Source organism: Streptomyces sp. NPDC031418, assembly GCF_055581605.1.
In genome coordinates, this window is sequence record NZ_JBVIJC010000003.1 from 12,426 (window position 1) to 38,092 (window position 25,667).

20 protein-coding genes and 2 tRNA genes are annotated in these 25,667 nt (G+C 70.0%); 3 read left to right on the forward strand and 19 right to left on the reverse strand.

Annotated features, from left to right (window positions below; all coding sequences use genetic code 11):
* Window positions 1-47: 47 nt before the first annotated feature.
* The 12 genes from ACZ5CZ_RS04190 to ACZ5CZ_RS04245 all read right to left on the reverse strand — a co-directional run bounded on the left by ACZ5CZ_RS04190 (window position 48) and on the right by ACZ5CZ_RS04245 (window position 16,052).
* Window positions 48-602: a hypothetical protein gene (locus ACZ5CZ_RS04190; protein ID WP_468938968.1), complete on the reverse strand. Its 555-nt coding sequence runs from the start codon at window positions 600-602 to the stop codon at window positions 48-50.
* An 82-nt stretch (window positions 603-684) separates the two neighbouring features.
* The gene (locus ACZ5CZ_RS04195; protein WP_385847867.1) at window positions 685-2,655 is read right to left on the reverse strand and encodes a TIGR03960 family B12-binding radical SAM protein; all 1,971 of its coding nucleotides are present in this window, start codon (window positions 2,653-2,655) and stop codon (window positions 685-687) included.
* Window positions 2,656-2,695: 40 nt separating this feature from the next.
* The gene (locus ACZ5CZ_RS04200; RefSeq protein ID WP_468938972.1) at window positions 2,696-4,222 is read right to left on the reverse strand and encodes a CYTH and CHAD domain-containing protein; all 1,527 of its coding nucleotides are present in this window, start codon (window positions 4,220-4,222) and stop codon (window positions 2,696-2,698) included.
* A gap of 90 nt (window positions 4,223-4,312) precedes the next feature.
* On the reverse strand, window positions 4,313-5,509 hold the full coding sequence (rodA, locus tag ACZ5CZ_RS04205; protein WP_385847870.1) for a rod shape-determining protein RodA: 1,197 nt from the start codon (window positions 5,507-5,509) through the stop codon (window positions 4,313-4,315).
* On the reverse strand, window positions 5,506-7,764 hold the full coding sequence (gene mrdA, locus ACZ5CZ_RS04210) for a penicillin-binding protein 2 (protein ID WP_468938975.1): 2,259 nt from the start codon (window positions 7,762-7,764) through the stop codon (window positions 5,506-5,508). Before mrdA ends, rodA begins: the two co-directional genes overlap by 4 nt.
* A 116-nt stretch (window positions 7,765-7,880) precedes the next feature.
* Window positions 7,881-8,558, reverse strand: a complete 678-nt coding sequence (gene mreD, locus ACZ5CZ_RS04215; RefSeq protein ID WP_468938978.1) for a rod shape-determining protein MreD — start codon at window positions 8,556-8,558, stop codon at window positions 7,881-7,883.
* Window positions 8,559-8,571: 13 nt separating this feature from the next.
* Window positions 8,572-9,501 carry a rod shape-determining protein MreC gene (gene mreC / locus ACZ5CZ_RS04220; RefSeq protein WP_385847875.1) on the reverse strand — a complete coding sequence of 310 codons (930 nt, stop codon included), beginning with the start codon at window positions 9,499-9,501 and terminating at the stop codon, window positions 8,572-8,574.
* A gap of 162 nt (window positions 9,502-9,663) precedes the next feature.
* Window positions 9,664-10,683, reverse strand: a complete 1,020-nt coding sequence (locus tag ACZ5CZ_RS04225; RefSeq protein ID WP_385847876.1) for a rod shape-determining protein — start codon at window positions 10,681-10,683, stop codon at window positions 9,664-9,666.
* A 288-nt stretch (window positions 10,684-10,971) separates the two neighbouring features.
* On the reverse strand, window positions 10,972-11,385 hold the full coding sequence (ndk, locus tag ACZ5CZ_RS04230; protein ID WP_385847877.1) for a nucleoside-diphosphate kinase: 414 nt from the start codon (window positions 11,383-11,385) through the stop codon (window positions 10,972-10,974).
* Window positions 11,386-11,449: 64 nt separating this feature from the next.
* Window positions 11,450-11,812, reverse strand: a complete 363-nt coding sequence (locus ACZ5CZ_RS04235) for a DUF4233 domain-containing protein (protein ID WP_385847879.1) — start codon at window positions 11,810-11,812, stop codon at window positions 11,450-11,452.
* 10 nt (window positions 11,813-11,822) lie between these two features.
* On the reverse strand, window positions 11,823-13,337 hold the full coding sequence (folC, locus tag ACZ5CZ_RS04240) for a bifunctional tetrahydrofolate synthase/dihydrofolate synthase (protein WP_468938984.1): 1,515 nt from the start codon (window positions 13,335-13,337) through the stop codon (window positions 11,823-11,825).
* Between the two features lie 90 nt (window positions 13,338-13,427).
* Entirely contained in the window at window positions 13,428-16,052 is a 2,625-nt protein-coding gene (locus tag ACZ5CZ_RS04245; RefSeq protein ID WP_385847882.1) for a valine--tRNA ligase, read from the reverse strand.
* A gap of 162 nt (window positions 16,053-16,214) precedes the next feature.
* Here ACZ5CZ_RS04245 and ACZ5CZ_RS04250 point away from each other — a divergent pair, with 162 nt between their 5' ends.
* Together ACZ5CZ_RS04250 and ACZ5CZ_RS04255 are read left to right on the forward strand one after the other, a co-directional pair.
* The gene (locus ACZ5CZ_RS04250; RefSeq protein WP_468938987.1) at window positions 16,215-16,667 is read left to right on the forward strand and encodes a hypothetical protein; all 453 of its coding nucleotides are present in this window, start codon (window positions 16,215-16,217) and stop codon (window positions 16,665-16,667) included.
* 176 nt (window positions 16,668-16,843) lie between these two features.
* Window positions 16,844-17,818 carry a hypothetical protein gene (locus tag ACZ5CZ_RS04255; RefSeq protein WP_468938990.1) on the forward strand — a complete coding sequence of 325 codons (975 nt, stop codon included), beginning with the start codon at window positions 16,844-16,846 and terminating at the stop codon, window positions 17,816-17,818.
* A gap of 73 nt (window positions 17,819-17,891) precedes the next feature.
* On the opposite strand, the gene clpX is transcribed toward ACZ5CZ_RS04255, so the two are convergent.
* The 5 genes from clpX to ACZ5CZ_RS04280 form a co-directional block, all read right to left on the reverse strand.
* Complete coding sequence (gene clpX / locus ACZ5CZ_RS04260; RefSeq protein WP_385847887.1) at window positions 17,892-19,178, reverse strand: ATP-dependent Clp protease ATP-binding subunit ClpX; 1,287 nt, start codon at window positions 19,176-19,178, stop codon at window positions 17,892-17,894.
* Between the two features lie 170 nt (window positions 19,179-19,348).
* Window positions 19,349-20,014, reverse strand: a complete 666-nt coding sequence (locus tag ACZ5CZ_RS04265) for an ATP-dependent Clp protease proteolytic subunit (protein WP_385847889.1) — start codon at window positions 20,012-20,014, stop codon at window positions 19,349-19,351.
* Between the two features lie 67 nt (window positions 20,015-20,081).
* On the reverse strand, window positions 20,082-20,687 hold the full coding sequence (locus ACZ5CZ_RS04270) for an ATP-dependent Clp protease proteolytic subunit (RefSeq protein WP_385847933.1): 606 nt from the start codon (window positions 20,685-20,687) through the stop codon (window positions 20,082-20,084).
* Between the two features lie 323 nt (window positions 20,688-21,010).
* A complete protein-coding gene (tig, locus tag ACZ5CZ_RS04275; RefSeq protein ID WP_385847890.1) occupies window positions 21,011-22,381 on the reverse strand; it encodes a trigger factor in 1,371 nt (456 codons plus the stop codon).
* A 189-nt stretch (window positions 22,382-22,570) separates the two neighbouring features.
* Window positions 22,571-22,647: transfer RNA gene (locus ACZ5CZ_RS04280), tRNA-Pro, on the reverse strand.
* A 162-nt stretch (window positions 22,648-22,809) separates the two neighbouring features.
* Here ACZ5CZ_RS04280 and ACZ5CZ_RS04285 point away from each other — a divergent pair.
* A tRNA-Gly gene (locus tag ACZ5CZ_RS04285) sits at window positions 22,810-22,880 on the forward strand.
* Window positions 22,881-22,937: 57 nt separating this feature from the next.
* Here ACZ5CZ_RS04285 and ACZ5CZ_RS04290 read toward each other — a convergent pair.
* Window positions 22,938-23,438: a F0F1 ATP synthase subunit B family protein gene (locus ACZ5CZ_RS04290; RefSeq protein WP_385847915.1), complete on the reverse strand. Its 501-nt coding sequence runs from the start codon at window positions 23,436-23,438 to the stop codon at window positions 22,938-22,940.
* A gap of 58 nt (window positions 23,439-23,496) precedes the next feature.
* Window positions 23,497-25,650, reverse strand: coding sequence for a protein kinase domain-containing protein (locus ACZ5CZ_RS04295; protein WP_468938995.1), 2,154 nt, complete (start codon window positions 25,648-25,650; stop codon window positions 23,497-23,499).
* Window positions 25,651-25,667: the final 17 nt, after the last annotated feature.

The following is a 25,667-nucleotide window of genomic DNA, read 5'->3' on the forward strand; positions in this document are numbered from 1 at the left end:
CCGCGACGCGGCCGCCCGGTGGCGACGCCCGGGCCATGGCCGTCCGCTCAGCCCGCGTCCGGCATGGCCCGCGCCGTTGCCGCCGCGCGGTCGGCCCGGGACAGCAGGGCGGCCCGGCGGCGGGGCCACCACACGAGGTCGGCGAGGAGGAGCGCGACCACCAGCCAGGAGGCGATCATCTCGCCGGGGGTGCTGCGCAGGGTGTCGTACACGGCGAGGACGACCGCGAGCACGGTGACGAGGAGAACGATCCGGTGGCCCAGCCGGTCGTTCTCGGCGCTCCGGCGCAGGGCACCGGCGTACGCGACGACCGCGGGCGCCAGCCGGGGGTCCGCGACGGCCTCGCCGCTCCGGGTGGCGCTCACCACGGCCGCGCGGTCGGCGCGGCTCATGCCCTTGGCCTCGGGCCAGATCCTGGCCATGCGGCGTGCCGCGCGGATGCCGTAGAACAGGCTCAGCACCACGAAGGCCGCCGCGGCGCCCAGCCACGCCTGCGCCTCGAGGAGCACGAAGGCCGCGGAGAAGGCGCCGACGGCGAGGCCGGCGCCCACACCCCGGGCCACCGGCCCCCGCTGCCACAGCCAGCCGGGAACAAGAATCACCCGTTCACGGTGGCCGCCGGCCCTCCGGAAAGCAACGACCGCCCCGGCACGTTGGCGTGGCGGGGCGGTCAGCTCAGGCGCGTCAGTGCGTGTGACCGCTCGAAGCGGGCGCCGGACCTGCGTTCTTGACCGTCAGAGGAAGCAGCTTCTTGCCGGTCGGGCCGATCTGGATGTGGGTGTCCATCTGGGGGCAGACGCCGCAGTCGAAGCAGGGCGTCCAGCGGCAGTCCTCGACCTCGGTCTCGTCGAGGGCGTCCTGCCAGTCCTCCCAGAGCCAGTCCTTGTCCAGGCCGGAGTCGAGGTGGTCCCAGGGCAGGACCTCCTCGTAGCCGCGCTCGCGGGTGGTGTACCAGTCGACGTCCACGCCGAAGGGGGCGAGCGCCTTGTCGGCGCAGCTCATCCAGCGGTCGTAGGAGAAGTGCTCGCGCCAGCCGTCGAAGCGGCCGCCGTCGTCGTAGACCGCGCGGATGACGGCGCCGATCCGGCGGTCGCCACGGGACAGCAGCCCCTCCACGATGCCCGGCTTGCCGTCGTGGTAGCGGAAGCCGATCGAACGGCCGTACTTCTTGTCGCCGCGGATCTTGTCGCGGAGCTTCTCCAGGCGCGCGTCCGTCTCCTCGGCGGAGAGCTGCGGCGCCCACTGGAAGGGGGTGTGCGGCTTCGGGACGAACCCGCCGATCGAGACCGTGCAGCGGATGTCGTTGGACCGCGACACCTCGCGGCCCTTCTGGATGACGCGGGTCGCCATGTCGGCGATCTGGAGGACGTCCTCGTCGGTCTCCGTGGGCAGGCCGCACATGAAGTACAGCTTCACCTGGCGCCAGCCGTTGCCGTAGGCGGTGGCCACGGTCCGGATCAGGTCCTCTTCCGAGACCATCTTGTTGATGACCTTGCGGATGCGTTCCGAGCCGCCTTCGGGGGCGAAGGTCAGACCGGAGCGGCGGCCGTTGCGGGTCAGCTCGTTGGCCAGGTCGATGTTGAAGGCGTCGACGCGGGTGGAGGGCAGCGAGAGGCCGATCTTGTCTTCCTCGTAGCGGTCCGCCAGCCCCTTGGCGATGTCACCGATCTCCGAGTGGTCCGCGGAGGAGAGGGAGAGCAGGCCGACCTCCTCGAAGCCGGTCGCCTTCAGACCCTTCTCGACCATCTCGCCGATACCGGTGATCGAGCGCTCGCGCACCGGGCGGGTGATCATGCCGGCCTGGCAGAAGCGGCAGCCGCGGGTGCAGCCGCGGAAGATCTCCACCGACATGCGCTCGTGCACCGTCTCGGCCAGCGGCACCAGCGGCTGCTTGGGGTACGGCCACTCGTCCAGGTCCATGACCGTGTGCTTGGAGACGCGCCACGGGACACCGGAGCGGTTGGGAACCACGCGGGCGATACGGCCGTCGGGGAGGTACTCGACGTCGTAGAACGCCGGGATGTACACCCCGCCGGTCTTCGCCAGCCGCAGCAGGACCTCCTCGCGGCCGCCGGGGCGGCCCTCCGCCTTCCACTCCCGGATGATCCGGGTCATGTCCAGCACGGCCTGCTCGCCGTCGCCGATGACCGCCGCGTCGATGAAGTCGGCGATCGGCTCCGGGTTGAACGCGGCATGTCCGCCGGCCAGCACGATCGGGTCGTCGATCGTGCGGTCCTTGGACTCCAGGGGGATGCCGGCCAGGTCCAGGGCGGTGAGCATGTTCGTGTAGCCCAGCTCCGTGGAGAAGCTGAGGCCGAACACGTCGAAGGCCTTCACCGGGCGGTGGCTGTCGACGGTGAACTGCGGGACACCGTGTTCCCGCATCAGCGCCTCCAGGTCCGGCCAGACGCTGTAGGTGCGCTCGGCCAGGACCCCCTGCTGCTCGTTGAGGACCTCGTAGAGAATCATGACGCCCTGGTTGGGCAGGCCGACCTCGTATGCGTCCGGGTACATGAGTGCCCAGCGGACATCGCAGGACTCCCACGGCTTGACCGTGGAGTTGAGCTCTCCGCCGACGTACTGGATCGGCTTCTGCACGTGCGGGAGCAGAGCTTCGAGCTGCGGGAACACCGACTCGGCGGCTTCGGCAGGCATCTCGCGAACCTTCGTGAGCTGACAGGGGGGACCATCAAGCCTAACCCGCCCGGCGGCTCCCCCCGTACGCTCGGTCCGCCGCCCCCGCGCCGATCTCCTCCCACCGCCGGGGCAGCTCGGCCTCCGCGGCCGCCGCCCGGGCCTCCTCCCTGCCGTACAGCACCCCGTAGGTGAACGGGTTCTCCCCCGCCGCGTGCGCCACCGCGGCCAGCTCCAGCAGGGTCCTGCGGGCCATGACGCTGTCCTGGTGGTCGCCGAGGAGCGTGGTGAGCGACTTCATGGACCGGGTGAGGGCGCGGGCGGGGGCGCCGAGTGCCGCGGTGGCCGCCTCGGCCGCGTACCGGGTGCGCTTGGCCTTCTTGCGGGCCTCGTGCAGGGCGAGGTCGCGGTCCTGGCCGGGCGGCAGCTCCAGAGCCTCTTTGACCAGCGCGGTCAGCTTCCCCAGATCCTTGTGTACGGCCTTCCCGAGCACCTTCTCCGGTTTCCGGCCGGCGTCCTTGCGCAGCGGAGGGTCGGCGAGGAGCGCGTCCAGGGTGTCCAGCAGGGTGAGGTAGCGGCGGGAGTCGAGGACGCCGGTCAGATGCGCGTGGGCGCCGCGTCGCCGGGCCTCGGCCCAGCCGGTGAGGCGTGCCCGGACGGGGCCGACGGCCAGGGCGGGCGGGAGCGCGTCCAGGGCGGTGGTCAGCCGCTCGGCCAGCACCTCCTGGTCGCGGTCGACGCCCAGCTCGCCCGCGAGCCACTTCAGCTCGGTGCCGAGCGGGTCGGTGACCGTGCGGTCGAGGACCGTGCGGAAGCTGCGCAGGGTGCTGCGGGCCCGGCGGGTGGCGACCCGCATCCGGTGCACGGCGTCCGGGATGTCCCGGCGCACCGCCGGGTCGAGCGCCACCAGTGCGTCCCGCTGGGCGCGGAGGTAGGCGAGGACATGGTCGCCGGCGGTCACCGGGTCCGGGCGGGGGCCCGGCCCGGCGGTGGTGGAGGTCTGCTCCAGCGCCCGCGCCAGCTTCGAGGCCGACCTCGACGGCCGGACGCCCGCCTTGCGCAGCCGCTTCTCCACCGTGTCGAGAAAGGCGGGATCACCGCCGTCGGCCAGCTCGACCTCGATCTCGGTCCACTGGGCGGCGCCCCGCGCCCCGGTGAGCCGTTCGGCGGTCACCGTGTCCACGCTCGCCTCGGCCAGCAGGCCGCCGTCGGCGTCGACCAGGTGGCGCACATCGCGGGCGGAGCGCAACCGGACCAGCGGGACCAGCTCGGCGTCCCGGACCCGGGAGCGGACCAGGGCGGCCAGCTCCTCGGGGACGGTGTCGGACAGCGGCGCCCGCAGCTCGTCACGGACGCCGGGAGCCACCGGGAACTTCAGATGCCAGCCGGCGTCCCCGCCCCCGGTACGACGGCGCAGGGTGAGGGAGTCGGCGGCCAGGCGCTCGTCGATCGTGTCGTAGTACACGGCGTCCAGCTCGACCAGGCCCTTGTCGAGGACGGCCGCCACCCCGCCCGCCCCGGTCAGATCGGGCAGCCCGCTGTCGTCGGATTCGTACTTGCGCTCGATCTCGCGTTTCGTATCCGCCATGGATCGAATCTAGTGGCCCCCGGACGGGTGCGGCAGAGGTCGTTCCGGATGAAGGGCGGAAACCTGCCGCCCTTCACCCGGTGCACCCGCTCAGGCCGACAGCGGCCGCTGCACCTTGATCGACTGGAGCAGGCCGATCGCTATCCACACGGCGAACATCGATGATCCGCCGTACGACACGAACGGCAGCGGCAGACCGGTGACCGGCATGATGCCGAGGGTCATGCCGATGTTCTCGAAGGACTGGAAGGCGAACCAGGCGACGATCCCGGCCGCCACCGTGGTGCCGTACAGCTCGGTGGAGTCGCGGGCGATCCGGCAGGCGCGCCACAGGATCACGCCGATCAGGAAGATGATGAAGCCGGCGCCGAGGAAGCCCAGCTCCTCCCCCGCGACCGTGAAGACGAAGTCCGTCTGCTGCTCGGGCACGAACTGGCCGGTGGTCTGCGAGCCGTGGAAGAGCCCGGCCCCGGTCAGACCGCCCGAGCCGATCGCGATCCGGGCCTGGTTGGTGTTGTAGCCGACGCCCGAGGGGTCCAGGTCCGGGTTGGCGAAGGCCGCGAAGCGGTTGATCTGGTACTCGTCCAGGATGTGCAGCTGCCAGATGGCGATGCAGCCGATCACCCCCGTCAGGAGCAGTCCGAAGACCCAGCGGTTGGAGGAACCCGAGGCGAGCAGCACGCCCAGGATGATCGCCACCATCGCGAGCACCGAGCCGAGGTCGGGCATGAGCAGCAGGATCAGACACGGGACGGCCGCCAGCCCCAGGGCCTGCGCCACGGTCCGGTGGTCCGGGTACGGCTTGTCTCCCGCGTCCACCCGGGTGGCCAGCAGCATCGCCATGCCCAGGATGATCGCGATCTTGAGGAACTCGGCCGGCTGGATGGAGAAGCCGCCGATCACGATCCAGTTGCGCTGGCCGTTGATCGTGGCGCCCAGCGGGGTGAGGACCACCAGGGCCAGCAGCACGGACAGGCCGTAGAGGACCGGCACGGCGTTGCGCAGGGCGCGGTGGCCCAGCCAGATCGTGACGATCATCAGGGCCAGTCCGATGCCGAGGTTCATCAGATGGCGGACCAGGAAGAAGTAGGGGTCGCCCTGGTTGATCTCGGTGCGGTTGCGGGTGGCCGAGTAGACCAGCAGCGAGCCCAGCAGGGACAGCCCGAGGGCGGCCAGCATGATCGGCCAGTCGAGCCGCCGGGCCAGGGAGTCGCGGGCGAAGATCCTGGTCCAGCCGGCCCGCTCGGGGCCGTACCCGGAGACGGAGAAGGTGTTCGCGCCGGTCATGAGGGCATCCTCCGGCTGCCCCGCCCGCGGTTCCCGCGGGGCCTTCTGCGGGTGTTGCGGTTGCCCGTGGTGGGCGAGGGGCTGGTGGCGGGCTGCTGGTCGCTGTTGTTGCTGGGGTTGTCCTGCTGGGAGGCCTCGGCGTCCTTGCCCGGGTCGCCGGTGACCTTCGGGGCGGCGATGGTGCCGTCGGGGCGGACCTTCGGCAGGCCCTTCTGCGGCTGAGGCAGCAGCGCCTTCTTCTTGTCGATGGAGCCGTCGCCCTGGACGCCGTAGAGCGCGCTGTAGATGTTGCGCACGGCCTCACCGGCGGAACCGGAACCGGTACCGGCCTGGGAGATCGTCATGATCACCGAGTAGTCCTTGGAGTACGTGGCCAGCCAGCCCGTGGTCTGCTTGCCGTAGACCTCCGCGGTACCCGTCTTGCCGTGCAGCGGGATCTTGTCCTGCGGCCAGCCGTTGAACTTCCAGGCGGCGGTACCGCGGGTGATGACGCCCGCGAAGGCGTCGTCCATGCCCTTGAGGGTGGCCTGGCTGACCGGCAGCCTGCCGTTGACCTTCGGCTTGATCGGGGTGACGGTCTTGCCGTCGGCGCTGATGACGGCCTTGCCGATGGTCGGCCGGTACATGGTGCCACCGTTGGCGACGGCGCCGTAGATCACGGCCTCCTGGATCGGCGTGACGAGGGTGTCGCCCTGGCCGATGGAGTAGTTGATCTCGTCACCCTCGCGCATCTTGTTGCCCTCGAGGCAGTTCTCGTAGGCGATCTTCTCGACGTAGCTGCCGTCCTTCTTGCCGGACTTGCACCAGGCGTCCTTGTTGGCCTTCCAGTAGTTCAGCTTCCACTGGCGGTCGGGGACCCGGCCGGTGACCTCGTTGGGCAGGTCGATGCCGGTCTCCTTGCCGAGGCCGAACTGGTGGGCCGTCCTGAAGAAGTAGTCCTTCGGCTGGCCCTTCTTGGGGTTGATCCCGCCGTCCCGCTTCCACTCCTTGTCGGCCAGGCCGTAGAAGACGGTGTCGCAGGAGACCTCCAGGGCGCGGCCGAGGGAGATGTCGCCGAAGTTCTCGCCCTCGAAGTTCTTGAAGACCTGGCCGCCGACGGAGTACGAGCTGGTGCACGGGTAGCCGCCGTCGAAGGGGTAGCCGGCGTTGACCGCGGCGGCCGTGGAGACCACCTTGAAGGTCGAGCCGGGTGCGGCCTGACCCTGTATGGCCCGGTTCAGCAGCGGGTAGTCGGAGTCCTTGCCGGTGAGGGCCTTGTAGTCCTTGGCGGAGATGCCGCCCACCCAGACGTTCGGGTCGTAGGTCGGCGCGGAGGCCATCGCGACGATCCGGCCGGTCTTGGCCTCCATCACCACCACGGCGCCCGAGTCGGCCTTGTAGTTCTCGCCGGTGATCTTGTCGAACTGTTCGCGGGCGGCCTTCATCGCCTTGTCCAGCTCGTACTCCGCGACGCGCTGCACCCGGGAGTCGATGCTGGTGACGAGGTTGGAACCGGCCTCGGCGGCGTCCGACTTGGCCTTGCCGATGACCCGGCCGAGGTTGTCCACCTCGTAGCGGGTGACGCCGGCCTTGCCGCGCAGCTCCTTGTCGTACTCCCGCTCCAGGCCGGAGCGGCCCACCATGTCGGAGCGCAGATACGGCGAGTCGGTGTTCTTCGCCTTCTGGATCTCGTCGTCGGTGACCGGCGAGAGGTAGCCGAGGACCTGGGCGCTGTTGGCCTTGCCGGGGGCCGGGTAGCGGCGCACGGCCTCGGGCTCGGCGGTGATGCCGGGGAAGTCCTCGGAGCGCTCACGGATCTGCAAGGCCTGCTTGGGGGTGGCCTTGTCGGTGATCGGGATCGGCTGGTACGGGGAGCCGTTCCAGCAGGGCTGGGGGGTCTTGGCGTCGCACAGCCGGACCTTCTGCCTGACCTCCTCGGGCTTCATGCCGAGCACGCCGGCCAGCTTGGCCAGCACCGCCTTGCCGCCGTCCCGCTGCTTGAGCAGGTCGGTGCGGGAGGCGGAGACGACCAGCCGGGTCTCGTTGTCCGCGAGGGGCACGCCCCGGGCGTCCAGGATGTCGCCGCGCACGGCGGGCTGGACGACCTGCTGGACGTGGTTGCCGGAGGCCTCCTTCTGGTACTCCGCGCCCTCCCGGATCTGGAGGTACCACAGGCGGCCGCCGAGCGTGCCGAGGAGGGACAGGACGAGGATCTGGATCACGACGAGCCGGGTCTGGACCCGTGGGGTCCGACCGGTCTCGGGAATGTTGGTCACTGCGGCTGTCTCCCCCTCTCAGTGCGCCCGGGCGACTGCGTGTACGAATGATGAACGACCGGCCGATGCGCCCGCGTTCCGCGAAAGCTGACCCGTTCGGGTGAACTCGCCCCTGTTCACAGCCGCTTGACCCCCTTGATCCGGCCGACCCGGGCCGAGCGGGTGCGCGCCTTGGCCTTCAGCGCGCCGAGGCCGCCGCGCTGGCTGCCGATGCGCAGGCCGGTGCCGGAGGACAGGAAGCCGGAGGAGATGTCGCTCGCCTTCGCGGTGGACGCGGACTCGGCCAGCGGGTCGTTGTCGCTGCGGCGGGCCAGCCACATCACCCCGGGCACCACGAACGGCGCCAGCAGCAGGTCGTACAGGGCGGCCGAGAACAGCAGGCCGGGCAGCCCGACATGGCGGGCGGCGGTGTCGCCGACCAGCGCGCCCACCCCGGCGTACAGCAGGGTGGAGCCGATCGCGGCGGCGACCACCACGGCCATCGGGCCGGTCGCCGACTTCAGCCGGCCGCTCTCCGGCTTGATGAGCCCGGCGAAGTAGCCGGTCACGCAGAGCACCAGGGCGTAGCGGCCGGCCGCGTGGTCGGCGGGCGGGGCCAGGTCGGCGAGCAGACCGGCGCCGAAGCCGACGAGGGCACCGCCGACATGGCCGTACACCATCGCCAGGCCGAGGACGGTGAGCAGCAGCAGGTCGGGCACGGCGCCCGGCAGATGCAGCCGGGCCAGCACGCTCACCTGGATCACCAGGGCCACGACGACCAGCGCGGAGGAGAGCAGGATCCGGTTGACACGCATGGGGATTCAGCTCCTACTGCTGCTGGTTGGCGTCGGCCGATGGAGTGACGGTGACGGTGACGGTCGGCGTCGGGACCGGCTTGGGCTTGGCCGGCAGCACCTCGTCCCGCGGGTCCTTCTTGGGCGCCTGCACGACCACACCGACGATGTCGAGCTTGGTGAAGCCGACGTACGGGGTGACGTAGACGGTGCGGGTGAGGCCGCCGTTGGAGGGGTCGACCCGGGAGACCACGCCGACCGGCACGCCCGGCACGAACGGCTTGTCGCCCTGCGAGCCGAAGGTGACCAGCCGGTCGCCCTTCTTGACCTCCGCCTTGGCGTCGAGCAGCTGCACCCGCAGCGGGCGGTCGCCCTGGCCGGAGGCGAAGCCGAGTTCGTCGCTGTTCTCCATCCGGGTGCCCACGGTGAAGTCGGGGTCGTTGGCGAGCAGCACGGTGGCGGTGTCCGGGCCGACGGTGGTGACCCGGCCGACCAGGCCGTCGCCGTTGAGGACCGTCATGTCCCGCCGGATGCCGTCGTTGGCGCCGGCGTCGATGGTGATGGTCCAGGAGAAGCCCTGCGCCGACCCTATGGCGATGACCTGGGCGCCCTTGATGCCGTACTGGCCCTCGCCGGCGATCTTGAGCATCTTGTCCAGCTGGTTCAGCCGGCTGCGGTTGCGGTCGTCGCTGCCGAGTTTCGCCTTGAGAGCCGCGTTCTCCTTCTCCAGTGCGGCCAGCCGGGTGTGCCGGCGGCCGGAGTCACGGATGGCGGATACGGCATTGCCCACCGGGTCGACCGCCGAGGACATTCCGTTCTCCACCGGGCCGAACACCGCGGCCGCGGCCTGCCGGGCACCCTCGACCGGTGAGTTCCGGCCTCCCCGGATGTCCACCGTGATCAGCGCGAACGCGATGGCGACCAACAGGACCAGGAGCAGCCGGCTCTCTTTCGTGTCCCTCACGTGCGGCGGCCGTGCCCTTCCTCGATAGGAATTCGGGAGCCCTCCCGGACGCTTGCGAAAAAAACGCAAACCCAGGGGGCCCATTCGGGAGCTTATGCCTCTATATCAACGATCCGCCGCACGAGAGGAGAACGTCTCGTACGGCGGAATCGAAGAGTTGCGTCATCTGCGCGGGGCGGCGTCCAACACCTGCTGGAGCGCCTCGAACTCCTCGACGCACTTGCCGGAGCCGAGCGCGACGCTGTCCAGCGGGTCCTCGGCGATGTGGATCGGCATCCCGGTCTCCCGGCGCAGCCGCTCGTCGAGTCCGCGCAGCAGGGCTCCGCCGCCGGTCAGAACGATTCCTCGGTCCATGATGTCGCCGGACAGCTCCGGCGGGCACTTGTCGAGGGTCGTCTTGACCGCGTCCACGATCGCGTTGACCGGCTCCTCGATCGCCTTGCGGACCTCGGCGGCCGAGATCACCACGGTCTTCGGCAGCCCGGAGACCAGGTCGCGGCCGCGGACCTCGGTGTGCTCGTCGGCGTCCAGCTCGTACGCCGAACCGATCGTGATCTTGATCTGCTCGGCCGTCCGCTCACCCAGCAGAAGGCTGTACTCCTTCTTGATGTACTGGATGATCGCGTTGTCCAGCTCGTCACCGGCGACCCGGATGGACTGGGCGGTGACGATGCCGCCGAGCGAGATGACCGCGACCTCCGTGGTGCCGCCGCCGATGTCCACCACCATGTTGCCGGTGGCCTCGTGGACCGGCAGACCGGAGCCGATGGCGGCGGCCATGGGCTCCTCGATGATGTGCACCTGGCGCGCGCCGGCCTGGGTGGACGCCTCGATCACGGCGCGGCGCTCGACGCCCGTGATGCCCGAGGGCACACAGACGACGACCCGCGGCCGGGCGAGATACCGCCGCTTGTGGATCTTCAGGATGAAGTAGCGGAGCATCCGCTCGGTGATCTCGAAGTCGGCGATCACGCCGTCCTTCAGCGGGCGGACGGCCACGATGTTGCCGGGCGTCCGGCCGATCATCTTCTTGGCTTCGGCACCGACCGCGAGGATGCCACCGGTGTTCGTGTTGATCGCGACCACGGACGGCTCGTTCAGCACGATCCCGCGACCCCTGACGTACACCAGCGTGTTGGCGGTCCCGAGGTCGACAGCCATGTCACGGCCGATGAACGACATTGAGTTCCCCATCCGGATTCATCTGGCCTTCCCGAGCTTTGAGGGCATGTCAGGACGGCGAGGCGGGTGCTGTGACGTGAAGGCTTCCATCGTAAACGCGCCTCCACGAACACTGCGCGAGGGTCCTGGCCATTGTCACCAGATGGCGGCTCACCTCGCTTCTGGAGACGGGCGTTCGGGGGCGCTCGTTCCCTCAAATGCCCGGACTATGCCAGAAAGGTCCGGGCTCGGGTGGCAGAAAGGTCCGGGACCGCGCCCGGACCTTTCCCTGCACTGCCGTCGACCGGCTCAGGCGCGGCCGGGGAAGAAGATCTTCACCTCGCGCTCGGCGGACTCCTCGGAGTCGGAAGCGTGGATCAGGTTCTCGCGGACGATCACACCGAAGTCCCCGCGGATCGAACCGGGCGCGGCGGCGATCGGGTCGGTCGGGCCGGCCAGCTGGCGGACGCCCTCGATGACCCGCTCGCCCTCGACGATCAGGGCGACGACCGGACCGGAGGACATGAACGCGACCAGCGGCTCGTAGAAGGGCTTGCCCTTGTGCTCGCCGTAGTGCTGCTCCAGCGTGTCCTGGTCCAGGGTGCGCAGCTCCAGCGCGGTGATCTGCCAGCCGGCCTTGCGCTCGATACGGCTGATGATCTCGCCGGTCAGGCCGCGACGGACGGCGTCGGGCTTGAGCAGGACGAGGGTGCGCTGGCTCACGGGGGGACTCCTTCTGACTGACGTGTGCGGTGGCACGAGGTTACAGGGCGTGTCGGGGCTCCGGTCACGCAGCGTCAGGTGTAGAGGAGGCGGCCTCCGCCTGCGCAGCGAAGCGGGCCTTCGCTTCGTCCACCTTTCTGCCGTAGTGCACCGAGGCCCACCACAGCGCCCCGAACACCACGCCCATGAAGTACATGGTCGGCACGTAGACACCGGAGGCGACCAGGGCGATCTGGAGGGCCCAGCCGAGGGCCACCCCGCCGCGCCGGGTGACCATGCCGCACAGCAGCAGGCACAGCAGCATGGCGATCCCGCTGACCAGCCATACCGTGGTGACGGACAGGCTGTCGTCCTTCATGGCGACGAGCCCGGCGAAACCGATGATGAAGAACTCGCCGATGAGAGTGGATGAGCACAGCGTACGCACGTCGGATCCCTCAGCCCTTCCCGAGCAGCAGCCGGGTCTCGCCGACCGTGATGACGGAACCGGTGACCAGCACACCGCCGCCCGCGAACTCGCCCTCCTCCTCGGCCAGCGTGATCGCGGCCTCCAGGGCGTCCGGCAGCCGCGGCTCGACCTGCACCCGCTCCTCGCCGAACACCTCGACGGCGATCGCGGCCAGCTCGTCCGCGTCCATGGCGCGGTGGCTGGAGTTCTGGGTGACGACGATCTCCGCGAAGATCGGCTCGAAGGCCTCCAGCAGCCCGCGCACGTTCTTGTCGCCGCTGGCGCCGACCACGCCGATCAGCCGGGTGAAGTCGAAGGCCTCCTGCACCGCCTCCGCGGTCACCCGCGCGCCCGCCGGGTTGTGCGCCGCGTCCAGGACGACGGTGGGTGAGCGCCGTACGACCTCCAGCCGGCCCGGGGAGGACACGGCCGCGAAGGCCTTGCGCACGGTGTCGGTGTCGAGCGGCTCCGGGCGCTGTGCGCCGACGCCGAAGAACGCCTCGACGGCGGCGAGCGCGACGGCCGCGTTGTGCGCCTGGTGGGCGCCGTGCAGCGGGAGGTACACCTCGGGGTACTCGCCGCCGAGGCCGCGCAGCGTCACCAGCTGCCCGCCGACGGCGACCTGCCGGGCCACCACGCCGAACTCCAGGCCCTCGCGGGCCACGGTGGCGTTGACCTCGACGGCCTTCTTCAGCAGCACCTGCGCCGCGTCCACCGGCTGCTGGGCCAGGATGACGGTCGCGTCCTGCTTGATGATGCCGCCCTTCTCGGCGGCGATCTCACCGGTGGTCCCGCCGAGGCGGTCGGTGTGGTCCAGGTCGATGGGGGTGATCACCGCGACGTCCGCGTCGATCACGTTGGTGGCGTCCCAGGAGCCGCCCATGCCGACCTCGACGACCGCCACGTCCACCGGGGCGTCGGCGAAGGCGGCGTACGCCATGCCGGTGAGCACCTCGAAGAAGGACAGCCGGAACTCCTGCCGGCCGTCCACCATCTCCACGTACGGCTTGATGTCCTGGTACGTCTCGATGAAGCGCTCGGCGGAGACCGGGGCGCCGTCCAGGCTGATCCGCTCGGTGATCGACTGCACGTGCGGGCTGGTGTAGCGGCCGGTGCGCAGCTCGAAGGCGCCGAGCAGGGCCTCGATCATGCGGGCGGTGGAGGTCTTGCCGTTGGTCCCCGTGATGTGGATGGAGGGGTACGACCGCTGCGGCTCGCCCAGCACGTCCATCAGCGCGGCGATCCGGCCGACCGAGGGCTCCAGCTTGGTCTCGCCCCAGCGGGTGGCCAGCTCCGTCTCGACCTCGCGCAGGGCCTTGTCGACCTCCGGGTCCTCGGGTCGCGTGGGGACGTCGGCCTGCGGCGGGCCGCCCTGGGTGCGCAGGGTGCGGCTGCCGGCCTCGATCACCGCGAGATCGGGGTCACGGGTGGTCTCGGCGTCGATGAGGTCGTCGAAGCGGTCGAGGGGGTCGGGCTGGTCGTCGGTGCCGGGGTTTTCGCTCACGGGGCCAGTCTACGAGCGGGGGGTGACAGAGAGGGACGAAGGCCCCCGGCGCCTGCGCGGCACCGGGGGCCTTCGTGGCCGTACGGACCGCTACGCCTGGGGCAGCCGGTCCAGCTGGGACTGGATGCGGGCGATGTCCTCGTCGGCCTTGGCCAGCCGCGTGCGGATCTTGTCCACCACGTTCTCCGGCGCCTTCGCCAGGAAGGCCTCGTTGCCGAGCTTGGCCGTGGCCTGCGCCTTCTCCTTCTCCGCGGCGGCCAGGTCCTTGGCCAGCCGCTTGCGCTCCGCCGCCACGTCGATCGTGCCGGAGAGGTCCAGCGCGACCTCGGCGCCGGCGACCGGCAGGGTGGCCGTGGCGGTGAAGGAGTCGCCCTCCGGCTGGAGGCGGAGCAGGCTGCGGATGGCCGCCTCGTGCGGGGCGAGCGCCGTGCCGTCGAGGGTCAGCCGGGCCGGGACCCGCTGGCCGGGCTGGAGGCCCTGGTCGGCGCGGAAGCGGCGGACCTCGGTGATGACCGACTGGAGGGACTCGATCTCCCGCTCGGCGTCGGCGTCACGGAAGCCGCTGTCCTTGGGCCAGTCGGCGATGACGACCGACTCGCCGCCGGTGAGGGTCGTCCACAGGGTCTCGGTGACGAACGGGACCACCGGGTGCAGCAGCTTGAGGGTGACGTCCAGGACCTCGCCCAGGACCCGCTTGCTGACCTCGGCCGGCTCGCCGCCCGCCTGGAAGACGGTCTTGGACAGCTCGACGTACCAGTCGAAGACCTCGTCCCACGCGAAGTGGAAGAGGGCGTCCGACAGCTTGGCGAACTGGAAGTCGTCGTAGTAGGCGTCGACCTCGGCGACGACCGAGTTCAGGCGGGAGAGGATCCAGCGGTCGGTCGCCGACATCTTCGACGCGTCCGGCAGCGGGCCCTCCACCGTCGCGCCGTTCATCAGCGCGAAGCGGGTGGCGTTCCAGATCTTGTTGGCGAAGTTGCGGGAGCCCTGGACCCAGTCCTCGCCGATCGGGACGTCGACACCGGGGTTCGCGCCGCGGGCCAGGGTGAACCTGAGCGCGTCGCTGCCGTACTTGTCCATCCAGTCCAGCGGGTTGACCGCGTTGCCGAAGGACTTCGACATCTTCTTGCCGAACTGGTCGCGGACCATGCCGTGCAGGGCGATGGTGTGGAACGGCGGGGTGCCGTCCATCGCGTACAGGCCGAACATCATCATCCGGGCGACCCAGAAGAAGAGGATGTCGTAGCCGGTGACCAGGACGGAGTTCGGGTAGAACTTCGCGAGCGACTCGGTCCGTTCGGGCCAGCCGAGCGTGGAGAACGGCCACAGGCCGGAGGAGAACCAGGTGTCGAGGACGTCGGTGTCCTGGTGCCAGCCCTCGCCGGTGGGCGCCTCGTCGTCGGGACCGACGCAGACGACCTCGCCGTTCGGGCCGTACCAGACCGGGATCCGGTGGCCCCACCACAGCTGGCGCGAGATGCACCAGTCGTGGAGGTTGTCGACCCAGTCGAAGTACCGCTTCTCCATCTCCTGCGGATGGATCTTGACCTTGCCCTCGCGGACGGCGTCGCCGGCGGCCTTCGCCAGCGGGCCGACCTTGACCCACCACTGCATCGACAGGCGCGGCTCGATGGTGGTCTTGCAGCGCGAGCAGTGGCCGACGGAGTGGACGTACGGCCGCTTCTCGGCGACGATCCGGCCCTCGGCGCGCAGCGCGGCGACGATCGCCGAGCGGGCCTCCAGACGGTCCATGCCCTGGAAGGGGCCGTGGACGGTGATGACGGCGTGCTCGTCCATCACGGTGAGGGACGGCAGCTCGTGCCGCTGGCCGATCTCGAAGTCGTTCGGGTCGTGGGCCGGGGTGACCTTGACCGCGCCGGTGCCGAACTCGGGGTCGACGTGGGTGTCGGCGACGACCGGGATGGAGCGGTCGGTCAGCGGGAGCCTGATGAGCTTGCCGACGAGGTGCTTGTACCGCTCGTCGTCCGGGTGGACGGCGACGGCGGTGTCGCCGAGCATCGTCTCGGCACGGGTGGTGGCGACGACGATGGAGTCCTCCCCGTCGCCGTAGCGCATGGAGACGAGCTCGCCGTCGTCGTCCTGGTACTCGACCTCGATGTCCGAGATGGCGGTCAGACAGCGCGGGCACCAGTTGATGATGCGCTCGGCGCGGTAGATCAGCTCGTCGTCGTACAGGCGCTTGAAGATGGTCTGGACGGCCTGGGACAGGCCCTCGTCCATGGTGAACCGCTCACGCGACCAGGCGACGCCGTCGCCCAGGCGCCTCATCTGCCCGCTGATCTGCCCGCCGGACTCGGCCTTCCACTGCCAGACACGCTCGACGAAGGCCTCACGGCCGAGGTCGTGCCGGGACTTGCCCTCCTTGCCCAGCTCGCGCTCGACGACGTTCTGCGTGGCGATACCGGCGTGGTCCATGCCGGGCTGCCACAGCGTCTCGTAGCCCTGCATGCGCTTGCGGCGGGTCAGGGCGTCGATGAGCGTGTGCTCGAAGGCGTGGCCCAGGTGCAGGCTGCCCGTGACGTTCGGCGGCGGGATGACGACGGTGTACGGCGGCTTGTCACTCTTGGCGTCCGCCTCGAAGTAACCCCGCTCTACCCAGCGCTCGTACAGCGGCCCCTCTACATCGGCCGGCGCGTACTGGGTCGGCAGTTCGGAGTCGGGCGCGGGTGGCTGCTGCTGAGCGTTCTCGGTCACGGGGGTCAGTTTAGAGGCCCCGTTGCGCTGTGCTGAAACCCGATTCCCGGCACGCAGAGCCCCTTGTCCAGACTCGCGGCTGACCAGAAACAGACTCCCGAGCTGCGCACACGTGTTTGATTGTCGTACTCACGTCACAAAGGCGTCGTCTAGGGGAGATTCATGAAGAGCCAGCGGATGGCAATGGCAGGAGGGCTGGCGGCGGCCGGTCTCATGGTCGCGACGCTCACCGCTCATCCCGCCGCAGCTGCATGGCAGGGCTGTTCAGTGCCCTGGCGGAAGGGGATCAACGTCCCGTACCTCGCCGCCACGGGAGGCGGCGACCAGACGTACACCGGGAAGAACTCCCTGGACGACGTCAGCCTCTACGTCAAGGACACGGCGGCGGACGGGCTCCACGTAGCGATCAGGCTGGTGACCAGGAGGTCGGACGGCAGCGACCACTACTGGAGCTGGCACCACCTCTACTCAGGCGGAGGCACAAGCCAGACCTGGAACACCAAGGCATCCGACACGGCCGGGATACGCAAGGTGTTCCGCGAGGTCGGCGTGTTCAAGGGGACAACGATGCTCTCCGCGTGTGCCACTCCGGGTGAAGCCAACCCTCAGTGGTAGCCCTCGCCCACTGCTCGTCGTCTGTCTGCTGATCCCCCCGGCTCCGGCATTCCGCCGAGCCGTGCCCGGCCGCATCGTTTGCATCTTTGGTAACGATGCGGCCCCCGGTGCCGTGCGTCCGACGCGTCTGAGCCAGGATGTCGGGAACACATAAGCATCTGGAGGGGAACCCAGGAATGAGCAACAACCAGCCGGGCCCGTACGGCGGGCCGCCCCAGCAGCCGGGTCCGTACGGCCAGCAGGGGCAGCCTGGTCCGTACGGCCAGCCGGGCCCGTACGGCCAGCAGCCGCAGGCTCCGCAGCCCGGCTACGGCTACCCCCAGCAGGCTCCGCCGGCCGCTCCCCAGCCCGGTTACGGCTATCCGCAGCAGGGTGTGCCGCCGCAGCCGAACCCGTACGGCCAGCAGCCGGGCGGATACCCGCAGCAGCCCTACGGCGGCATGCCGCAGGCTCCGCAGCCGGAGGGCGGCAAGAAGAAGACGGGCCTGATCATCGGCGCGGTGGCCGTGGTGGCGGCCGTGGCGGTGGGGGCGTACTTCGTGCTCGGCGGCGGGGGTGGCGGGGCTTCCGTCGCGGACGACGGTGCGCACAAGCTGATCACGCCGGCGACGGTGCTGTCCGAGTACAAGAAGAAGGACGGCCAGTCGGACACGATGACGTCCAAGGACCTCAAGGACGCGGAGAAGTGGGGGGTCCACAACCCCAAGGACGTCGACGCGGGGTACCAGTCGGGCGATGACAGCAATCCGCTGAGCATGAAGATGATCAAGTTCGGTGGCGTGTACGGCACGATCGACGACCCCGCGAAGACCGTCGACGCGATGTTCGCCTACATGAAGACCCAGAGCCTGAAGGACGACAGCAGCGACGGCCAGTACAGCCTGGTGGGCGAACCGAAGCAGTACAACCCCGCCTCGCTCAAGGACGCGGTCCTCAAGTGCCAGCAGGTGAAGGGCAAGAACACGGACAGCTCGTCCGGGGGCGGGCCCAAGGAGATGACCTTCGACATCTGCATCTGGGGCGACCACAGCACCCTCGGCATGGTCATGCCGATGGACGTCGCCACCCTGATGGCAGGCCGGTCCCCCGACCAGGCGCAGGACGCCGAGCTGGCGGCGAAGTTCCGCAACGAGGTCCGCGTCAAGGCCTGAGCACGCGGAGCGCTTGAAACGGCGACGGGCAGGCACCCCTTGCAGGGTGTCTGCCCGTCGTTCGTGTGGAGGGTCAGGCCGACTTCTGCTCGCCCGAGCCCCGGCCGCGGGAGTCGCGGGGGATCAGGGTCGGGTTGACGTTGGAGAGGACCACGTCGGCTGTGATGACGACTCGGGCGACGTCCTTGCGGGACGGGACCTCGTACATCACGCCCTGGAGGACCTCTTCCATGATGGCGCGCAGGCCGCGGGCGCCGGTCTGGCGGAGGATGGCCTGGTCGGCGATGGCCTCCAGGGCCTCGCGCTCGAAGTCCAGCTCCACCCCATCGAGTTCGAAGAGACGCTGGTACTGCTTGACGAGCGCGTTGCGGGGCTCGACCAGGATCTGGAGGAGCGCCTCGCGGTCCAGGTTGTGCACCGAGGTGATCACCGGGAGCCGGCCGATGAACTCGGGGATCATGCCGAACTTGACCAGGTCCTCCGGCATGACGTCCTCGAAGACGTCCTTGGCCTCCAGCTCGCGCTTGGAGAGGATCGTGGCCCCGAAGCCGATGCCCTTCGCGCCGGCCCGCGCCTCGATGATCTTCTCCAGGCCCGCGAAGGCACCGCCCACGATGAACAGGACGTTCGTCGTGTCGATCTGGATGAACTCCTGGTGCGGGTGCTTACGGCCGCCCTGGGGCGGGACCGAGGCCGTGGTGCCCTCGAGGATCTTCAGCAGGGCCTGCTGGACGCCCTCGCCCGAGACGTCCCGGGTGATCGACGGGTTCTCGCTCTTGCGGGCCACCTTGTCGATCTCGTCGATGTAGATGATCCCGGTCTCGGCCTTCTTGACGTCGTAGTCGGCCGCCTGGATCAGCTTCAGGAGGATGTTCTCGACGTCCTCGCCCACATAGCCCGCCTCCGTGAGCGCGGTCGCGTCGGCGATCGCGAACGGGACGTTCAGCATGCGGGCCAGGGTCTGGGCGAGAAGCGTCTTGCCGGAGCCCGTGGGGCCCAGCAGGAGGATGTTGGACTTCGCCAGCTCGATGGCGTCCTCACGGCCGCCGGGGCCGCCGTTCTCCCCCGCCTGGACGCGCTTGTAGTGGTTGTACACCGCGACCGAGAGAGCCTTCTTGGCGGCTTCCTGGCCGACCACGTAGCCCTCGAGGAACTCGTAGATCTCGCGGGGCTTCGGGAGCTCCTCCCAGCGCACCTCGCTCGTCTCGGCGAGCTCCTCCTCGATGATCTCGTTGCAGAGATCGATGCACTCGTCGCAGATGTACACACCGGGCCCTGCGATGAGCTTCTTGACCTGCTTCTGGCTCTTGCCGCAGAACGAGCACTTGAGCAGATCGCCGCCGTCACCGATGCGTGCCACGGTGTGCTTCCCCTTCGCCTGGGAGACGCCGGGACACTTTCGAGTCCAGCGGCTCCTGGTGCTGCCTTATGTCGACGGTACCTTGCCGGGCCCCGTGTTCGGGCCCCCCTTGGCAGGGTTCACTTTGACGTGAACCGCGCCAAAGGGGGCTCAGAGTGCGCCGTTCCGCGTCAGCGGACCGAGGCGTTGTTCAGCTTGCGGGTGGAGATGATCTGGTCGACGAGGCCGTACTCCAGAGCCTCCTCGGCCGTGAGGATCTTGTCGCGCTCGATGTCCTCACGGATCTGCTCGATCGGCCGGTTGGAGTGCTTGGCCAGCATGTTCTCCAGCTGCTCACGCATCCGGGTGAACTCGTTGGCGATGATCTCCAGGTCGGAGAGCTGACCGCGGCCGGTGGAGCCGGCGGGCTGGTGGATCAGCACCCGGGAGTTCGGCAGCGCCATGCGCTTGCCCGGGGTGCCGGCGGCGAGCAGGATGGCCGCGGCGGAGGCCGCCTGGCCCATGCAGACCGTCTGGATGTCGGGCTTCACGAACTGCATCGTGTCGTAGATCGCCGTCAGGGCGGTCATGTCGCCACCGGGGCTGTTGATGTAGATCGAGATGTCCCGGTCCGGGTCCATCGACTCCAGGCACAGCAGCTGCGCCATGACGTCGTTGGCGGAGGCGTCGTCGATCTGGACGCCCAGGAAGATCACGCGCTCCTCGAAGAGCTTCGCGTACGGGTCGTACTCGCGGATGCCCTGGGAGGTGCGCTCGACGAAGCGCGGAATGACGTAGCGGCTGTCGGGGCGGGGCCCTTCGTACATGCCGCTGGCGGCGCCGGAGAAGTTGTTCATGGGGTTCACCGTCCTGGTGGGCGTTCGGGGGCTGGTGTCTCGGCGGTGCGTGGCGTGGCCGGGCCGGTCAGGCGCCGGTGCCGCCGCCTCCCGGAACACCCGAGGCATGCATCATGATCTCGTCAATGAGACCGTACTCCTTGGCCTCTTCCGGCGTGAACCAGCGGTCGCGGTCGGCGTCGCGGAGGATCGTCTCGACCGACTGCCCGGAGTGGAGCGCGGTCAGCTCCGTCATGGTCTTCTTGGTCCGCAGCAGGTACTGGGCCTGGATCTTGATGTCCGAGACCGTACCGCCCAGGCCCGCGGAGCCCTGGTGCATCATGATGTCCGTGTGCGGCAGGGCGAAGCGCTTGCCGGCGGTGCCGCCGGTGAGCAGGAACTGGCCCATCGAGGCCGCCATGCCCATGCCGATCGTGACCACGTCGTTCGGGATGTACTGCATGGTGTCGTAGATCGCCATGCCGGCCGTCACCGAGCCGCCGGGGCTGTTGATGTAGAGGTAGATGTCCTTGTCGGGCTCGGCCGCGAGGAGCAGCAGCTGCGCGGTGATCTTGTTGGCGATGTCGTCGTCAACCTGCTGGCCGAGGAAGATGATCCGCTCGTTGAGCAGCCGGTTGTAGACCTGGTCGCCGAGGCCACCACCGATGGAAGGCTCGCCGGCGGCGGAGGGCATCAGATTCGTCACGTATCCACCTGCTCGTCTTACGACGGCGCCGGGCCGTCTCATTGTTCTGCCTTTCATGGACCCTAACGCGAGGGTCCCTTCGGGGAATCCCGGAGATGACAGTGTTCGCCGGGGGCGTAGCGGCTCCGCCGGGGGCCGGGAGCCTGCTCGCGGTGGGGCGTGCGGTGCGTGGGCGGCTGCGGGGAGTCCGTGGTCGCTCGCGCAGTTCCCCGCGCCCCTTCGGGTCGGCCGCCACCCCGCATACGACAAACGGGCCCCGGGGATGGTCCCCAGGGCCCGTCGTACACGCCTCAGCGGCGCCGTGGGGCCGCTCAGCCCTCGGTGTTCTCCTCGGAGGTCTCCGACGCCTCGGCGGCCTCGGTCTCCTCCTCCTCGTCGTCCAGGTTGACGATCTCGCCGTTGGTGTCCTTCACCGTGGCGGCCTCGACCACGACGGCCAGGGCCTTGCCGCGGGCGACCTCGCCGACCAGGAGCGGCACCTGGCCACCCTCGACGACGGCCTGGGCGAACTGGTCGGGGGACATGCCGGAGGAGGCCGCACGCCGCATGAGGTGCTCGGTGAGCTCCTCCTGGTTGACGTTCAGCTGCTCCTTCTTGACCAGCTCGTCCAGGACGAACTGGGTCTTGATGCCCTTGACCGCGGCCTCGCGGGTCTCGGTCTCGAACTCCTCGGCGGTCTTGCCCTGGATCTCCAGGTACTTGTCGAGGGTGAGGCCCATCTGGCCGAGCTGGTGGTGCTCCAGGTTGTGCTTGCGGGTGTTGACCTCGTCCTCGAGCAGCTTCTCGGGGACCGGGACCTCGACCAGCTCGAGGAGCTTCTCCAGGACGCGCTCCTGGGCCTGGGTGGCCTGGTCGAACTGCTTCATGTTCGCCAGGCGCTTGCGGCTGTCGGCCTTGAGCTCGTCCAGGGTGTCGAACTCGGAGGCGAGCTGCGCGAACTCGTCGTCCAGCTCGGGCAGTTCACGCTTGGCGACCTGGGTGACCTTGACGGTGACCTCGGCCTCCTTGCCCGCGGCGGAGCCGCCCTTCAGCTCGGAGGTGAAGGTGGCCTCCTCACCGGCGGACAGGCCCTTGACGGCGTCGTCGATGCCGTCCAGCAGCTCACCGGAGCCGATGGTGTAGGAGACGCCGTTGGCGATGCCGTCCTCCAGCACCTCGCCGTCGACCTTGGCCTCCAGGTCGATGGTGACGACGTCGCCGTCCTCGGCGGCGCGCTCGACCGGGGAGGTCGAGGCGAAGCGCTCGCGCAGCTGCTCGACCGACTTCTCGACGTCCTCGTCGGTGACCTCGATGGCGTCGACCTCGACCTCGATACCGGAGTAGTCCGGGATCTCGAGGGCCGGGCGGACGTCGACCTCGGCGGTGAAGTTCAGCGTCTCGCCGTCCTTCAGCTCGGTGATGTCGACGTCGGGCTGGCCCAGCGGGCTCAGCTCGGCCTCGTTGACCGCCTCGGTGTAGAACTTGGGCAGCGCGTCGTTGACGGCCTCCTCCAGCACCGCACCGCGGCCGAACCGCTGGTCGATGACGCGGGCCGGGATCTTGCCCTTACGGAAGCCCTTCACCGTGACCTGCTGGTTGATCTTCTTGTACGCCGCGTCGAGGCTGTCCTTGAGCTCCTCGAAGGGCACCTCGACAGTGAGCCGAACCCGGGTCGGGTTCAGGGTCTCCACGGCGCTCTTCACGGTTCGGTCTCCTTGTGGCTGACTGCTTGGGTTCTGCCGGAGCCAGACAGGTCCGGCGGATTCGCCGCCCGGAGGAGTACGTAGGCCGTTGGGGGCCGGGTCACACGGGCGCGCAGCTTGCATAGTAACCGCAGCCGGTCAGCGCCCCAAAAGGCGATCTTCACAGGGCGTTTTCACAACGCCTTCCGGTGGTCGGGGTGGCGGGATTTGAACCCACGGCCTTCCGCTCCCAAAGCGGACGCGCTACCAAGCTGCGCCACACCCCGTCTGGTGCGACACGTAGGGTACATGGCCCGGCCGGATCCGTCGGCCGTAATCGCAGGGAGCGGCGGGCCCGGTGCGCCGCGTACCGAACACGTTGGCCTCGACGGCGGACGACCCGCTACGATGCGTGCAGTGCCGCGGTCACCGACCTGCGGCGCGCGCTTGCGGGCGTAGCTCAATGGTAGAGCCCTAGTCTTCCAAACTAGCTACGCGGGTTCGATTCCCGTCGCCCGCTCTGTACGGCTCAGGGCCAGGTCGCAGGAGTGTTCCTCGGCCTGGCCCTGTTCGCTTGCTACAGGCCTGTGGCGGTTCGAGCGTCCAGGTCCGAGAAGAAGCGGTCCACGATCGCACTGTCGGCTTCGAGAGCCTCGCCGACCACCCGGCCGGCCAGCTCCGTGGCCAACGACACGACGTCTCCCCGCAGCTCCGTCTCCGCGATGACGCGGTCGGCCGCAAGCCGCGCCTGGGCCTCCTCGATCATCGCCGCGCGTTCCCGCAGGCCCTCGGCGCGCATCTCGGCGATCAGACGCGTGCCCTCTTCCAGAGCCTCCTGGCGCAGGCGGGCCGCCTGGTGCCGGGCCCCGGCCAGTTCCTCGCGATACCTGGCGAGGACTTCACCGGCTTCCACCGTCAGCTGTTCGGCCCGTTCCCTCTGGCCGTCGATGGCGACCGTCCGTTCGCCGAGGACCTTGTTGACGCGCGGCAGGAGGACCTTGGCCATGCAGGCGAAGATCACAGCGAAGCACACGACGCCGACCACCGTCGGCGCGAGCCCAGGTATCAGAATGCCCATGTCAAGACCATAGGGGGGTAAAGGCCGGGGCCACAGAGCGCGCCGGGTAAGAGTCCCTTCAGAGTTTGCGTGTGTCCACGGTGTAGACCGAGCGGACGCCGTAGGGGACGTACAGGGCGTCGCCGTGGGGCAGGGGGGTGGAGCCGGAGTAGACGAAGATCGGGTCGGTGCGGTCGTCGCGGCCGGGGATGTTGTGGAGTTCCCTGCCGGTGCGGCGGTCGAGGGCGGCGAGGCGGCCGCCCGGGGAGACGACGAAGACACGGGTGGCCGTGACGGCCGGGGGGCCGGGGCGTTCCACGGAGGAGTGGATGCGCCAGCGGGTGATCCCGGTGGTGGGGTCGACGGCGCGGACCTCGCCGCTGTTGAGGGTGAAGTACAGGGTGCCGCCGGCCAGGGTGGGGGTGGCGTCGGCGGGCACGGTGCTGGTCAGCGGGACGATGTGCGGGGCGTGGCGGGTGAGGTCGAGCAGGGTGAGGCGGCGGTAGGGGGAGGCCGTGTTGGCCTCCGGGTCGTCGGGGACGCCCGGGGCCTGGAGGAGGACCAGACGGTCGGCGCCCGCCTGGCCGGCCAGGGTCAGGCCGCCCTCCAGGGAGGTGGCCCAGCGGGGGTCGCCGGTGGCCGGGTCGAGCTGGGAGACGGTGGTGCGCCGGCCCTTGGAGCCGACGCAGAGCAGGTATCCGCGGCCCCGCGCGGCCTGGATCTCGCAGTTGCTGTCGGCGGACATGCTGTGCTGCGCGGGCATGGAGTGTTTCCAGCGGGGCTTGCCGGTGGCGGGGTCCAGCAGGGAGTAGCTCCTGCCGTCGGCGCCCACGACGAGCGGTCCGTCGGCCGTCATCGCGACGGTGCCGTCCCCCAGGGAGGGCTCGATGTCGCCGACGGGCCTGCTCCAGTGGACCTTGCCGGTGCGGGCGTCGACGGCCTGGAGGGCGTAGGAGGGGTCCTGGGCGCCCTTGGGCGAGCTGTCGGCCGTCGTGTAGACGTCGTGGCCGCGGGTGCCCAGCAGGCCGGCGGCGGGGAGCGTGCCGCCGCCGCTGTTCGGGTCGGGGTGGTCGGCGGCGACGCGGGTCCACTCGACCTTGCCGGTGGCGAGGGAGAAGCGGACGGCCTTCAGTCCGTCGCCGGCGCAGATCAGGCCGCCGTCGAGCGCCGCACAGGACGGGAAGGCCGCACCGGCGCTGGTCTGCTTGTCGGTCTCGTGGGCCTGCCAGGGCCGCCACCCCGGGGGCAGGTCGGCCCGGGCGCCCGCGGTCGCGTCCCCGGCCAGCCGCAGCGCGACCAGGGAGCCGGCCGCGGCGAGCACCAGCGCGGCCGCGGCGGAGACCAGCCAGACGGTGCGGCGCCGCCTGCGGGGGCGGGGCGGCTCGGCGTGCCGGGTGCCGGCGCCCGGTCCGGGGTCGGGCAGGCTGCCCTCGCGGAGCAGGTGCAGGAGTTCGCCGGGGGTCGGCCGGTCCTTGGGGTGCTTGGCCAGGCAGAGGCGGACGAAGGGGAGCAGGTCGGCGGGGACGCCGGTCAGGTCGGGGGTGCCCTCGACGACCTTCGTGGCCGTCTCCCAGGGGCTCGGGCTGTCGAAGGGGCCGCGGCGGGTCGCGGCGTGCACCAGGACCGCGCCCAGCGAGAAGATGTCGGTCGCCGGGCCGACCTCGTGCGGCGAGGTGAACTGCTCGGGAGACATGAAGGGCGGGGTGCCCATCACGCGTCCGGTCTGGGTGAGGGCGTCCGCGGCGGCGGACTCGGCGGCGCGGGAGATGCCGAAGTCGATGACCCGGGGGCCGTCCTCGGCGAGCATCACGTTGGCCGGTTTCAGGTCCCGGTGGACCACTCCGGCGCGGTGGATGTCGCGCAGCGCCTCGGCGAGCCCGGCGGCCAGCTCGCGCAGCCGGTCCGGGGGCAGCGGGCCGTGCCGGCGGACATGGGTGCCGAGGTCCTCGCCCGGGATGTAGAGGGTGGCCATCCAGGGGCGGGGCGCGTCGGCGTCGGCGTCCACCACGGGGGCCGTGAAGGCGCCGCTGACCTGGCGGGCCGCGGCGACCTCGCGTCGGAACCGGGTGCGGAACTCGTCGTCGTCGGCGTACTGGCCGTGGACGAGCTTCAGGGCGAGCCGGCGGCCGGAGGCGGACCGGGCGAGGTAGACCACGCCCATGCCGCCGCTGCCGAGGCGGTCCTCGATCCGGTAGCCGCCGACCTCCGCCGGGTCCGAGTCGCGCAGTGCCATCCCCGTACGTCCCCTGT